This window comes from Enterococcus sp. DIV1059_2 (assembly GCF_051713685.1).
Lineage (GTDB): Bacteria > Bacillota > Bacilli > Lactobacillales > Enterococcaceae > Enterococcus_D > Enterococcus_D casseliflavus.
On sequence record NZ_JBIOQK010000001.1, the window covers coordinates 2,405,503 to 2,418,167 of the forward strand.

The 12,665-nt window shown below is 43.6% G+C and carries 11 protein-coding genes and 1 riboswitch; of the genes, 5 read left to right on the forward strand and 6 right to left on the reverse strand.

Features of this window, described 5'->3' with window-relative positions; translation table 11 throughout:
* The first annotated feature begins 18 nt into the window (after nt 1-18).
* Complete coding sequence (locus IGI72_RS11135; RefSeq protein WP_005229683.1) at nt 19-1,314, forward strand: PTS sugar transporter subunit IIC; 1,296 nt, start codon at nt 19-21, stop codon at nt 1,312-1,314.
* Between the two features lie 117 nt (nt 1,315-1,431).
* Complete coding sequence (locus tag IGI72_RS11140; RefSeq protein ID WP_266166577.1) at nt 1,432-2,523, forward strand: DUF871 domain-containing protein; 1,092 nt, start codon at nt 1,432-1,434, stop codon at nt 2,521-2,523.
* Between the two features lie 53 nt (nt 2,524-2,576).
* Here the strand turns inward: IGI72_RS11140 and IGI72_RS11145 are convergent, their stop codons facing one another.
* The gene (locus IGI72_RS11145; protein ID WP_005229679.1) at nt 2,577-3,212 is read right to left on the reverse strand and encodes a lysophospholipid acyltransferase family protein; all 636 of its coding nucleotides are present in this window, start codon (nt 3,210-3,212) and stop codon (nt 2,577-2,579) included.
* Between the two features lie 137 nt (nt 3,213-3,349).
* Here IGI72_RS11145 and IGI72_RS11150 point away from each other — a divergent pair, with 137 nt between their 5' ends.
* Both IGI72_RS11150 and IGI72_RS11155 read left to right on the forward strand, forming a co-directional pair.
* The gene (locus IGI72_RS11150; RefSeq protein WP_016610820.1) at nt 3,350-4,084 is read left to right on the forward strand and encodes a tRNA1(Val) (adenine(37)-N6)-methyltransferase; all 735 of its coding nucleotides are present in this window, start codon (nt 3,350-3,352) and stop codon (nt 4,082-4,084) included.
* Nucleotides 4,074-4,352: a GIY-YIG nuclease family protein gene (locus tag IGI72_RS11155; protein ID WP_121260989.1), complete on the forward strand. Its 279-nt coding sequence runs from the start codon at nt 4,074-4,076 to the stop codon at nt 4,350-4,352. The genes IGI72_RS11150 and IGI72_RS11155 overlap by 11 nt, the downstream gene beginning before the upstream one ends.
* A gap of 85 nt (nt 4,353-4,437) precedes the next feature.
* On the opposite strand, the gene IGI72_RS11160 is transcribed toward IGI72_RS11155, so the two are convergent.
* Nucleotides 4,438-5,130 (reverse strand): hypothetical protein, encoded by a 693-nt coding sequence (locus IGI72_RS11160; protein ID WP_438754220.1) that lies wholly within the window; start codon nt 5,128-5,130, stop codon nt 4,438-4,440.
* 231 nt (nt 5,131-5,361) lie between these two features.
* Nucleotides 5,362-5,434: riboswitch (Fluoride riboswitch) on the forward strand.
* Between the two features lie 92 nt (nt 5,435-5,526).
* Between IGI72_RS11160 and IGI72_RS11165 the strand changes: the two genes are divergently transcribed.
* On the forward strand, nt 5,527-6,738 hold the full coding sequence (locus IGI72_RS11165; protein ID WP_121260985.1) for a chloride channel protein: 1,212 nt from the start codon (nt 5,527-5,529) through the stop codon (nt 6,736-6,738).
* Nucleotides 6,739-6,797: 59 nt separating this feature from the next.
* On the opposite strand, the gene efp is transcribed toward IGI72_RS11165, so the two are convergent.
* The 4 genes from efp to IGI72_RS11185 all read right to left on the reverse strand — a co-directional run bounded on the left by efp (nt 6,798) and on the right by IGI72_RS11185 (nt 12,421).
* Nucleotides 6,798-7,358: an elongation factor P gene (efp, locus tag IGI72_RS11170; RefSeq protein WP_005229668.1), complete on the reverse strand. Its 561-nt coding sequence runs from the start codon at nt 7,356-7,358 to the stop codon at nt 6,798-6,800.
* 74 nt (nt 7,359-7,432) lie between these two features.
* Complete coding sequence (locus IGI72_RS11175) at nt 7,433-8,371, reverse strand: cation diffusion facilitator family transporter (protein WP_005229666.1); 939 nt, start codon at nt 8,369-8,371, stop codon at nt 7,433-7,435.
* Nucleotides 8,372-8,474: 103 nt separating this feature from the next.
* Nucleotides 8,475-9,044 carry a DUF2179 domain-containing protein gene (locus tag IGI72_RS11180; RefSeq protein ID WP_005229664.1) on the reverse strand — a complete coding sequence of 190 codons (570 nt, stop codon included), beginning with the start codon at nt 9,042-9,044 and terminating at the stop codon, nt 8,475-8,477.
* 362 nt (nt 9,045-9,406) lie between these two features.
* Nucleotides 9,407-12,421 (reverse strand): WxL domain-containing protein, encoded by a 3,015-nt coding sequence (locus tag IGI72_RS11185; RefSeq protein WP_438754222.1) that lies wholly within the window; start codon nt 12,419-12,421, stop codon nt 9,407-9,409.
* Nucleotides 12,422-12,665 lie beyond the last annotated feature (244 nt).

Consider the following 12,665-nt stretch of genomic DNA (forward strand, 5'->3'; position numbering starts at 1 on the left):
ACCTTAGGAGGATAAACCATGTTAGATAAATTCACTCAATTCATCGAGCGCCATTTGGCAGGACCGATGGAAAAACTTGGCAGCCAGCGTCACTTGCGGGCGGTTCGTGACGGGATCGTTTCAACCTTGCCATTGATCATCGTCAGTTCGTTCTTTATGATTTTAGCCTTTCCACCGCTGCCTCAAAGTTGGGGCATCTATCAATTCTTGTCTAGCAATGCCACAACGATCTTATTGCCTTATCGAATGACGATGTACATTATGAGCTTGTATGCGGCATTCGGGATCGGATACAGTCTTTCTCGCTCTTATAAGCTTGATGGTCTTTCTGGCGGGATCCTAGCTACGACCGCCTTCTTACTGACCTTCACCCCTGTCAATATCCCAGCAGAAGCCTTGGATGCTGCTGGAACGGTCGGCTTTGTCTTGCCAATGGCCAATTTAGGGAGTGCTGGTATGTTCGTGGCGATCATCACCTCGATTCTTGCCGTTGAAATCTATCGGTTAACGGACAAATCGAAATTTAAAATCACGATGCCCGAACAAGTCCCACCTGCAGTCGCTCGCTCTTTCGAAGCCTTGACCCCTACCTTAGTCATTATTTTAGGAATGGGTGCGATCACTTACTATATCGGCTTTGACTGGCACACGATCGTGGCAAAAGTCGTTGATCCTTTAGTCAGTGCCGCAGACACTTTGCCAAGTGTGCTTTTGATCACCTTCTTGACGACCTTCTTCTGGTCATTCGGGATCCATGGTGCTTCTATCGTTGGTTCACTGGCTCGTCCATTATGGTTGCAGTTATTGGAAGGAAATACGACTGCGCTTGCTTCAGGAGATATGATTCCCAATATCGCAGCCGAACCATTTTATCAATGGTTCATCTGGATCGGTGGGGCTGGTTCAACGATTGGTTTGGCTATCTTGTTAGCGTTTCGCACCAAATCGGAATTCGGTTCAAAACTAGGAAAAACAGCCTTGATTCCAGCTATTTTCAACATCAACGAACCACTGATTTTCGGTACACCGATCGTTTTGAACCCAATCTTGATCCCACCTTTCATCATTGCACCACTGATCAATGGCGTCATTGCGTGGGTCGCTACCTCAGCTGGTTTAGTCAATGCAGTTACGGTCAATGCCCCTTGGACATTGCCTGGACCAATTGGCGCTTTCTTAGCGACTGGCGGCGATTGGCGTGCGATCGTGCTGAATGTTCTTTTGATTCTTTTATCGATCCTGATCTATTACCCATTCGTAAAAATCTACGACAAAAACGAATTGGAAAAAGAAAATCAACCAGTCGCACAATAATGTGTAAATAAAGGTCGTACGAAGCACCCACCAAGACAAACAGAAGAAGCCTTCCTCACCAGCTTTTTCCAATGCCAAGAGGTGTTTCGTGCGGTTTTTTAGAAAGAAGGAAAACCATTGAAACGAGAAATTGGCCTTTCGATTTACCCCGACCATAGCGATCCTTTACTGGATCAAGACTATTTAAAAAAAGCTGCTGCCCTTGGTTACTCTCGCTTATTTATGAGTATGCTAGAAGTCAGTGAAGGCAAAGAGACCGTCAGAAAAAAATTCTCTTCGATTATCGGCTTTGCCAAGAACCTTGGCTTTGAAACGATATTAGATATTTCGCCTGCTGTTTTTAGTGATCTGGCGATCTCTTATGACGATCTTAGCTTCTTTGCAGAATTAGGCGCGGACGGTATCCGCTTGGATCAAGGGTTTGATGGCAGTAAAGAAGCCCAGCTGACCTTTAATCCATTTGGCTTGGCGATTGAATTGAATATGAGTAATGATGTGAACTATTTAGAAAATATCCTTTCTTATCAAGCCAATGAACCTTTTTTATATGGCTGCCACAATTTTTACCCCCAACGAGGCACAGGCTTAACGGATGCTTTTTTCCGCAGCTGCAGCCAACGTTTTAAAAAATATGGGTTGAAAACAGCCGCCTTCATCACTAGTCAATCAGCCAAAATCGGCCCTTGGGAAGTCAATGATGGCTTACCGACCTTAGAATCTTGTCGAGATTTACCATTGGCGCTGCAAGGGAAGCTGCTTTTTGCTTCTGGGTTGATCGATACCGTGATTATCGGCAATGCTTATGCGTCGGATGCAGAGCTGAAAGCTCTGGCGGCGATCGATCGTTACAAGCTGACCTTTGGCGTTCTCGTAGACGCAGACGCCAGCGAAATCGAACGAAGAATATTAGCCGAAACCAATCATTTTCGGCGTGGTGACAGTAATGCGTTAGTCGCTCGTTCCACACAGTCACGGGTGAAGTACCGTCCCATCGAAAACCTCCCTCATACAAACCAAGAACCTTTTGCCTATGGGGACATCGTTATCGGCAATGATACCTTTGGCCAATACAAAAACGAATTGCAGATCGTTTTGACCCCTCACCAAGACACACGGAAAAACAAAGTCGGCGCCATTTCAAATGACGAGCTGCCTTTATTGGAATATTTAAAACCGTGGACCAAATTTGCTTTCGAATTATTGGATTAACTCTTTAGAAAAAAGCCGCTGATCACAAAAGGATCAGCGGCTTTTCTTAGGTATTAATCTTCTCTTTTGGACTCATCGATTTGATAAACAAATGACGGATCAATCGCTTGATCCAGTGTGTCAAATGCACCCTGGATGCGCCGTTCGACTTCCGCCAAGCCCTCTTTGTCCATCTTTTTGATGTCACTGATGTCAATGGGCTCCCCAAAGCGGACGGTTACTCGCTTGCGTTTAAAAAGATCTTTTAACGTCAGCGGTCCTTGATAAACAGAGGGAACGATCTTGACCTTAGCCATTTTTGCGATCAACGCCATGCCGCCTTTTAAAGCCGTTGCGTGTCTCGTACCACTTGGAAACATGATCAAGCTAAGATCCGTTTCCTTCAAAATTTTGACTGGCGTCTTTACCGCGCTCGGTCCCGGTTTGTCTCGTTTAACTGGAAAAGCATTGGCATGGATCAAAATGAACCGTAAAATCGGGTTTTTGAACAGCTCTTCTTTCGCCATAAAACTAAATTTCTTTGGTCGAGCAGCCACTGCTAGGTACAATGGATCCCACCAGGTTCGGTGAGGAGCCACTAAAATGTAGTTTTCATTTTTAGGTAAAACCTCTTTGTTTTGATAACGAGCATTGCCGTTGATCAAAAATAATACTACGCGAACCACACCGCGCATAAAGCGAAAAAACATACTCATTTTCCTTTCTATTTCTCTCCTATTCAAGTATGCAAAAAAACGGTTTAAATGACAAGCATTTTTTAGCGTTTCCCATTATTCTTAATCGTAGTATAATACATTGAAATGAATTTAGAACAGGAGTATGCTTCATGTTGCAACCGAACGAACGCATCGACCAATTGTATGCCGATGACATCAAGATCATTCAAAGTTCCGAAGTTTTTTCTTTTTCATTAGATGCTGTCTTATTAGCAAATTACGCTAGAGTGCCAAAAAGAGGTGTAATCGTTGACCTTTGTGCAGGGAATGGCGCAGTCGGTTTATTTATCAGCAAAAAAACGACCGCTCATATTTATCAAATCGAATTGCAAGAACGCTTAGCGGATATGGCGCAGCGCAGTATCGAATTAAACGACTTGCAAGACCAGCTGACGGTCTATCCTATGGACTTGAAGAACCTCTTTCAAAAAATCAAGCCTGATTCCGTCGATCTATTGGTCTGCAATCCCCCTTATTTTAAAAATGTACCGACGGCGATCAAAAACCCGAATCCCTATTTAGCGATCGCTCGGCACGAGATCACCACAACTTTAGATGAAGTGATCCAAACCGCTAGCAAAGCGTTAAAAATGAACGGACGGTTTGCGATGGTTCATCGCCCGGATCGCTTTCTCGATATTTTGGACCATATGCGCGCCCATCGAATCGCACCAAAGCGCGTCCGCTTCGTCTATCCGAAAGTAGGCAAAGAGGCCAATATTTTATTGATTGAAGGAATCAAGGATGGCAAGGCGGATGGCTTTAAAATTGATTCCCCTCTCATTACCTATGATGAAACGGGTGCCTATAGTCCCGAAGTGAAGGCGATGCTCTATGGCTGCTGAGAATCATTATTTTTATGTGTTGCGTTGCAACGATCAATCCTTCTACGGTGGCTATACCACTGATTTGAGCCGCCGCTTATTAGAGCACAACAAAGGGATCGGAGCAAAATATACCCGTCCTGCTAGTCGCAGACCATTACAAATGATCCATGCGGAAAGCTTTTTTACTCGCAGTGAAGCCACTCAAGCAGAAGCAGCCTTCAAAAAATTGTCTCGCAAAAAGAAAGAGGACTACCTGAGCAGCCATAGCGAGAGTAATGTTATCTGACCAAGCATACAAAAAACTACCTGCGCACGGAAGATTCCTGCTTGAAGGAGCTTTCTTTCGTGACTTAGGTAGTTTTCTTTTATGGTTATTCATTCCTATTTGGTAACGCCCATTGGGTTTGACTTTTCCCAAATTCTTTCGGGATCACAGAATCGACGGATTGATATTCGAGGGTTTCTTGAGTCTTTGGAATCGTAATTGCCGTCAAATAGTTGTTGGTTTCGGAATAGAAGCCGATCGTTTCAAAGGAAGGATCAGTCAAATGATATTGAACCCCCTGCAGCTTAGCCGTTGTTTCCTCTTCCACAAATGTCGGTTGATAGCGAGCATAGTAAACCTGGGCGCCCATTTTAAAATATACGGAGTTATGAGCAGATCCAAGAAATTCAATCGCCCGTTCCACTGGTACTGCTTGATAGATCCCTAAAGTTTCAATCGCTTCATTGCTTTGGATGCGCTGATAAACTGCTGTAGTATCAGATTCGTAATATTTATAGCCTAAAAACATTTTTTCGCGGTCTCGGATATTCGGTGTGATCAGCGCATTATACGTTTTGAATTCACCATACACTTGATCTCCAATAAAAAAGCCTAGCAGACACGCAACGACTATGCCGCCAAGCAATAGCGTCACTTTCGGGTTACGGTTTTCTCGATAAAGCAGAACCATCAGGAACCCTAATAATGCGATCAGACCAACCACCATGAGAATTGGTAGGAACACATAGTAAAAACGCTCACTTTGCAGCCATTTTTCGATCGTCATAAATGCAATCATTCTTTCTTCCCCTTCGATTCCTCACTACCTACTGTTTTTCCCTTGGTCAACCAGTAGAAGGATCGTCCTTTCATCCCTTTTCTTGCCAGCGACTCTTCCGACGCTCGATTCACATGTAAATTCTTATGAAATTAATTTTACCATAAGTATGTATAAAAGATAAGTATTCGTTGGATTGCTTTTCACGACCAGCATCCATTGACAAAACGAGGGTTTTATCAGATAATATTGATGCTAATAGGGAATGAATGTCTCCCTCAGTTCTTACTGAAACCGCAATTTTGCTAATGACTTCTACCACTTTTTTTTAGTGTGTAGTAGTCATTTTTTATTTTCACTCGTTCATCATAGTTGCAAGAGCATTATTCCTATCTTTTTTAAAGGATCGTGATAGAAATGAAGAAACAAGAAACAACGTATTTTGAACTGACTGCATTAGGTTTGCTCAGTCTGGTGATTGGGGTGCTTGCTGGAGCTGTTGACACTTTCTTTGGCAAAATTTTGCTGTTCTTAAGTGCCTTCCGTGAAAGTCATTTTTTGCCATTGATTCTCTTCTTACCAATTATCGGTATTTGCTTTACTTACCTTTTCCAAAAGTATGGCGATCGGAGTCCTCAAGGAATGAACTTAGTGTTTTTAGTCGGGCAGGAAGAAGAAAAAGATATTCCGCTGCGTTTGATTCCTTTTGTAATGGTGGGAACCTGGCTGACGCATTTATTTGGAGGAAGCGCAGGCAGAGAAGGAGTTGCGGTTCAGTTAGGTGCCACCATCGCCAATCGTTTAGGAAATTGGGTGCGACTAGAAAAGTACGCCAGCACCCTGATCATGATTGGGATGGCTGCGGGATTTGCTGGTTTATTTGAAACCCCCATCGCTGCAACGTTCTTTGCATTGGAAGTGCTTGTCATCGGTAAATTCAGTCATCATGCCCTCTTACCTGCTTTGCTGGCTGCTTTCACTGCTAGTACGACTTCTCAATGGTTAGGCTTAGAAAAATTTAGTCTTATGTTGCCTCAATCCGTCGATTTGACGATACCTGTTTTTCTGAAATTACTTGTGATTGGGTTGATTTTTGGTATGGTTGGCGGCAGCTTTGCGGGCTGTTTAGAAACGATGAAACGCATCATGAAGCGGCGCTTCCCGAATCCACTGTGGCGTATTGGGATTGGCGCATTGGCGTTAGTCTTGCTTTTTGTTTTGTTGTATCAAGGGCGTTATTCAGGCTTAGGAACAAATTTGATCAGCGCGAGTTTCACGAAGCAACCGATCTATTCTTATGATTGGCTGCTTAAGTTGGTATTGACCGTATTAACCATCAGCATTGGTTTTTTGGGTGGAGAAGTCACCCCTTTGTTTGCGATTGGCTCTTCTTTGGGGGTCGTGTTGGCGCCGCTGTTCGGACTGCCTATCGAACTGGTAGCAGCACTAGGCTATGCCAGTGTTTTTGGCAGCGCCACTAGCACCTTATTTGCACCGATCTTTATTGGTGGAGAAGTCTTTGGCTTTCAAAACCTACCCTTCTTTGTGATCGTCTGCTCCGTCGCCTACTTTATCAGTAAACCTTATAGTATCTATCCGTTACAAAAAAGATCGGCAAAAGGACAATGAGCCACTTCTAAACACGACAAGAGCAAAGAAAAAACCGCGAACAAGTCGCGGTTTTTTTGCTATTTTGCACGTTTTAAATAAGTACCTTCAGCTGTATTGATTTCTAGCATTTCGCCTTCTTCAACAAAGTCAGGAACATTGACAACTAAGCCCGTTTCCATCGTTGCTGGCTTTCCTGAACCAGTCACAGTTGCCCCTTTGATCGATGGCTGTGTTTCAACAACTTTCAAGATTACGCTTGAAGGTAGTTGCACGCCAATCACTTCGCTGCCGAAGAATTGGATTTTTACTTCCATGTTTTCTAGAATGAACTTCATTTCTTCTTCAACCACTTCAACTGGAATTTCATATTGTTCATAGGTTTCCAGATCCATAAAGAATGCGGTATCGTCCATTGTATATAGGTATTGTACAGCTTTCGTATCGATATGCGCTTTTTCAAATTTTTCTTCTGGACGGAAGGTTGTATCGTAAGTAGAACCAGTCCGAACGTCACGTAATTTCATACGCATAACCGTATTTCCTTTACCTGGTTTGTGGTGGCTGGCATCTAATACTTTGATAAGTTTGCCGTCTTGAACAAACGTCATTCCAGCTCTTAAGTCACTTGCATTGATCATAATTTTGAAATCTCCTTCACTATGTGATAATCCTTGTCTATTGTATCAAAAAAAACAGCTTTATTCTAGCTAAATCAGTGGGAAGGTCGCACAAGTTTGCGCCGCTTCTCCATGTAGTGAGGATCGTACTCATCCGTTTCAATATAAATATAGACTTTTTTATCTGCCATTTGATGTCGGATCTCGGCTTCGATCTCATTAATGATCTCATAGCCGACCTCTTCTTGTTTTGCGGCAATATCGACTTTCGCTGCAATCAAAATTTCTGCTGGCCCTAAATGGACTGTTTTCACATCGATCAAGCGATCAACATCAGGACGTTCAAACGCTTGTTTGATCACTGCTAAATCACGTTTAGTAACACTTTCCCCAATCAGTAGACTGTAAAATTCGCGGGCTAAGAAGATCGCTGCTACCATCAATAAAAGACCAATCAATAAGCCGCTGAAGGCATCAAAAAATGCGTTCCCGGTAATCATTGTTAAAACCGTTCCGATCAGTGCGATCATCAGACCGATCACCGCACAAAAGTCTTCTGTGAAAATGATCAAAATCTCACTATGCCGACTTTCTTTCAAAAAACGATAGATTGGTTGACGTTCGACGTTTAGCTCGCGGATCTCCTTGATTGCGATCCACAACGAACTTCCTTCAACGATCATCCCGAAGATCAAGATAGCGATCACTAACCAGGTATTGCCGACTTCATGGGCGGGATGCAGCAGCTTTTCCACTGCTTCCATCACGCCTAATGCGCCCCCACCAAAGAAGAGCATCATCGCAACGATCGTGCTGAAAAAATATTTCGCCCGACCTTCACCAAACTGATGCAGCTCACTTTGTCCCTTTGTTGCCCGTTTATCACCGATCAATAAAAAGATCTGATTGCTGCAATCCACGACACTATGAATGCTTTCATTCAGCATGGCCGCACTACCGCTCAAGGCATAACCGACAAACTTACTGATCGCTACCAAAATGTTTGAGATCAGTGCAGCGATGACCGCCATCATGCCATTTGCTTTCTTTTCCACACCTAACGCTTCCTCTCATCAATAAACTCCCTGCTTATTATGCAACTATTCTTCACGAATGGATCAAGCTGCCTCTAGTTCCTCAATCAACAGGTGCTTGCTTTTTCAACTTCGCCTCTCTACGGCTGATTTTTTTGGTCCAAAAACCGCCCGAAATATACTTGGGTTCATAGCTGATGATAAACGCTCGCTCTTCCACCGCTTTGATCGTTTGATAGAGCTTTTTCTCACTTTTTCTTTGGGAAAGAATCTCTAAAATCAGTCGCGGGCCTTCCAATCCTTCACCAAAGCTTTGTGTCACACCATAACCCTCTTGTCGCAAAATCTTCGGCAAACTCTTTTCTTCATCCGTATTACTAGGTAGGATCACTGTGACCATTGTATAGCCCAGAGCCAGCTTATCTTCGATTTTGATCCCGATACTGACTCCTGCAGCATAGCCTAGTGCATAGAACAAGAGATTCAGCGGGTTATCCAAACGATCCAATACCATAGATAAGCCTAAAATATAGATCGTGATTTCGATCATACTCACTAATGGGGCAATCACGCGATACCCTTTCATTGTCAATAAAAATCGCAGTGTGTTCAATGTGACATAGGCGAGATTGATAAAGAAAATCATCGCCAGCATTTGTAGATCAACTTCCATCTTTGATTCCCCCTTGTTCTTAGCATATCAAAAGGCAAGCGAAAATTAAAATATTTGAGCAGGATTTAATTACTAAAATAGCTAAATAAAATTTATTCTGGAGAAGACACATTGCTTAGGTGATTTTGTTGAGGACTACCATGTTATGATTTTGCTCATCGATACACTACCTGTGGTTTCACTCACTTCTATTGATTGAAAAGCGTATCTACCAAAGTGGGAAAAGTAGTGTAAACCACTACTCGTTTGTTTCAGACAAAAAAGAAGTCCAATGGCAAATGGACTTCTTTTTGTCTGATCAACTTTTACAGTGTTCGATCATATTCACGATTGCAGAACATACTTACTTGTTTTCCAAGGGGTTATTCGTCAGCACCAGGTACGAAACTCAGCTCCCAATGGATGGTTCCTTGATAACTTGTTGCTTGCGGCCTCGCGCCAATAGGGATTTCCAGCTCGACACTTTTTTGCATGGTATCCTCGTTTCCATAGCGTTGAATCCAAGTTCCCGCCCCTTGCTTTTCATTGGCACGTGCAATCACTTGGTTCTGCGGTCCCAGCTCGATTGCATCAAAGTAGTCTGGTGCTTCAGAGGGATTTTCTCTAGAGGTAACCATTTCAATATTCGTCAAATGCACACTCGCTCCTTTTAAGTGGTGCTTAAACGCATCCGTGCTAACGAACCCTTCCTCTGATAATCGGGCACTCAAGGTCCAGCCCTTTTGAAGAAATCGACGATCGGAAACCTGAATGTAGTTTGGTCGTTCGGTTGATTCATGATCATCCACTAAAGAAATTCGTTGCGGACGCGCCGGATAGCGGCTTGTCGACGAGCGAATCGGTACTGTACCAAAATCGAATTGTGAAACAAAGTCTATACTGATAAACCCGCGATTTTCTGGTATCAAGGGTGGATTTTCAGGTAGAATCGGTTGATCAGGATCAAGGGGATCTTTTGGGTCTACGTCACCAATGGGTTCCACAGTGGTTGATGCTTCTGCCCATTTGCCATCAAGAAATGCCTGAGCGGTGACCACCTCACCTTGAGTAAAATACTGGAAAGGTTCTAAATCAGATAGATCAAGTAAATAATGCCCGTTTTCATCCGCTTGGGTGTGAAAATACGTGCTATTGCCAGCACTATCGACTGTCGTTTCAAGCGTCGGTTCTGGCATCAGTCCCTCTCTTTGGAATCGAAGGTAGCTACCAGGATTGGCGGTTCCCGAAATCGTATAGGCATTAGGTAAGGTTCTATCTTCTGTCAAAGGATCGATGGTCACCGTGACGTCTGGTATGTTCTCAAACAATAGCCGTTGCGAACGAGAAGCAAACTGCGCGGCAAACCCTCGACTTGTTTCCTCATTCAGCGAAGATACATTGGTCACATTGGTATTGGTTCCTGAAATCGCCGCAGTCATGGACAGAATCGGTTGCCACTGAAAATCAACTGTCTCTCCTGTATTTCCATGCCGCCACTGGCGAATCGCCTGATTCTTTGCAGTGATTCCTCCCCCTTCAATTAGACCATTTGTGGTGGTCGTTATGGGGCGGGTTCTTTGCAAATTGACACGCTTGGCATCGTCGATCGTCAATCTTGCGGGATTGTTGGCGCCGGTAAAGAAAAGTAGCCGTTGGACAGCTTGTGGGCTGTCCGAACGAATATCTAAGGTAGCATCTTTGCCTACGTTGAGATTGCCAGTCGTGCCAGAGAAGTGGAAGATATTTGCGGTTGTATTTTGATTTGTTGCTTCAACCTCTAAGGTGCTGCTGTCTTCTAAGGTGACATGCGTATTGGCACTTAACCAGAAAATATGACTGTACAACGTTCGGTTTGCAGCAGCAACCGACAAGCGACTTTTTTCCATTAAGCGAATATCATGGGGCGTGCCTGATGTGATGACTGCTGGGCTGTTGTTTTGTGTATTTAGTGCCAATTCCGCGCCTTTTCCTAACTCAATGCGTCCATTGCCAGCGACAAAGCGAATATTAGCACCGCCTGCTTCACCAGCTGAACCGTTGGCATTTAATGATAGTCGGGCATTATCCCCTAATACGAGACGCGCATTTGTATTATAAAAATCAAGATTTCCTGAGCTGATCGTCGACATTTCGACGTTTGCTCCCTCACGAAGCTCTATTTGGTTGATTTCAAAATTCGCCTGAGTATTTGTGTGAATCGTCCAAGAAGCATTGAAGTCTGAGGTATATCTAGGCGTTTGGTGTGAAACCGAATGTCCAGAAAAGCTGGCTCGAGAGTGCAACCCGTAAAACAACTGATTGCCCGTATGGTTGAGATTGTGGTATCGAATGATTGAACGCTGCTGATTTGTCATGTTCAAATCATGGTATTCAATTGCCCCCCAAAAGTTTCCATGATAGAGTTCCAAATTTTGCAAAGTAATGTCCCATGGAGAATCAGGATTGACACTCGAATCGCGGAAACAGATCGCTACGGCTCTAAGATCCATCTGATAGTTGTCGAGGCCATCGATGATTAACGTTCTTGAAACTCTCGAGGCATTGATATAAACATAGGCTAATCCGCCGTTAGGATTGACGCTGCTGCTCCAGCCGTCAATTCCCGTAATGCCTAAACGAGGATTATCGTTCGTTTGAAAACTGGCTGTCAAATAAATATAGTTGACCGTCGGATCGACCATTGCAGCCATAAATTCGACCCAGTTAGCAACCCCTCTCTTTTTTACGTCGTCGCCTAAAAGATAAAGATTGCCAGGATCAGATGCTGATGCCTCAGGAAGCTGGCTTTCTATTTCCTTCTCTTCTGCTAGTTGATCTTCTTGATCCTCTTGATCCAAATGATCCAATTGATCCAATTGATCAGTGGAGTCACTCGAATCAGTTCGCTCATCCTCTTGTGTGTCCGTAAGGTTTTCCCGTGCTTCCTTTATTTCAAGCATTATCTTTGAATCTGCTGCTTCAAATGGAAACGATCCTGCTGTATCAACTATCAATGGAACCAAAAAATCACTTCTAGGGGTATCGGTCGTTAGTTTCCAACCGTTCTCTTCAGTGAGTGGCGTCATCTTGACTCCCTTTGGCAACTCCTCTTCAGCAATAACCGCAGCTTTCGGCAATCGGATCGCTATTTCACTAATGGGACGGTCCGTATGAAACGCAACCAGTAACAGGTCTCCTACAGTCCCGGATTTCGTTGATTCATCAAAATAAATGGCAACTCTTTCCTCAGCCTCTTGCTCTCGTATCGGATCGAATGATTCACTCGCAACCGTTTTTTCCTCCAGCTGCGCAGCAAAGAAAACGTTTGAAGAAAACACACTCATGGTTGAGAAAAAGTAGAGTCCTCCAAGTAAGCCAATAATGATGGTGAAATATACCTTTCTCTTTTTCTTGTTCATTTGTTGATGCCCCACCTTTCAGCGTATCTTTCCCTTGAAATCGATCAAGGATCAGGCCTTCCCAAAGAGCAGCTTTAGCCATCAGGACGCTTGCTTCCCTTTTTCAATTGCAGCTGATCAGAAAACCACTGTCCTGCCACCGTTTGACTTGCCATCGATTTTAAATGACAAAAAAAATCGCCAATTAAAATAACAAACATTATAAATAACAAACATTATAAATAACGATGGTTTTGATCGTTTC

Bases quoted from the DNA above. Each gene is read 5' to 3' on its own strand.
- IGI72_RS11135 (WP_005229683.1), top strand. From the start codon at position 19: ATGTTAGATAAATTCACTCAATTCATCGAGCGCCATTTGGCAGGACCG.
- IGI72_RS11145 (WP_005229679.1), bottom strand. From the start codon at position 3,212: ATGTTTTTTCGCTTTATGCGCGGTGTGGTTCGCGTAGTATTATTTTTG.
- IGI72_RS11150 (WP_016610820.1), top strand. From the start codon at position 3,350: ATGTTGCAACCGAACGAACGCATCGACCAATTGTATGCCGATGACATC.
- IGI72_RS11155 (WP_121260989.1), top strand. From the start codon at position 4,074: ATGGCTGCTGAGAATCATTATTTTTATGTGTTGCGTTGCAACGATCAA.
- IGI72_RS11160 (WP_438754220.1), bottom strand. From the start codon at position 5,130: ATGATTGCATTTATGACGATCGAAAAATGGCTGCAAAGTGAGCGTTTT.
- IGI72_RS11165 (WP_121260985.1), top strand. From the start codon at position 5,527: ATGAAGAAACAAGAAACAACGTATTTTGAACTGACTGCATTAGGTTTG.
- efp (WP_005229668.1), bottom strand. From the start codon at position 7,358: ATGATCAATGCAAGTGACTTAAGAGCTGGAATGACGTTTGTTCAAGAC.
- IGI72_RS11175 (WP_005229666.1), bottom strand. From the start codon at position 8,371: ATGATGGCGGTCATCGCTGCACTGATCTCAAACATTTTGGTAGCGATC.
- IGI72_RS11180 (WP_005229664.1), bottom strand. From the start codon at position 9,044: ATGGAAGTTGATCTACAAATGCTGGCGATGATTTTCTTTATCAATCTC.
- IGI72_RS11185 (WP_438754222.1), bottom strand. From the start codon at position 12,421: ATGAACAAGAAAAAGAGAAAGGTATATTTCACCATCATTATTGGCTTA.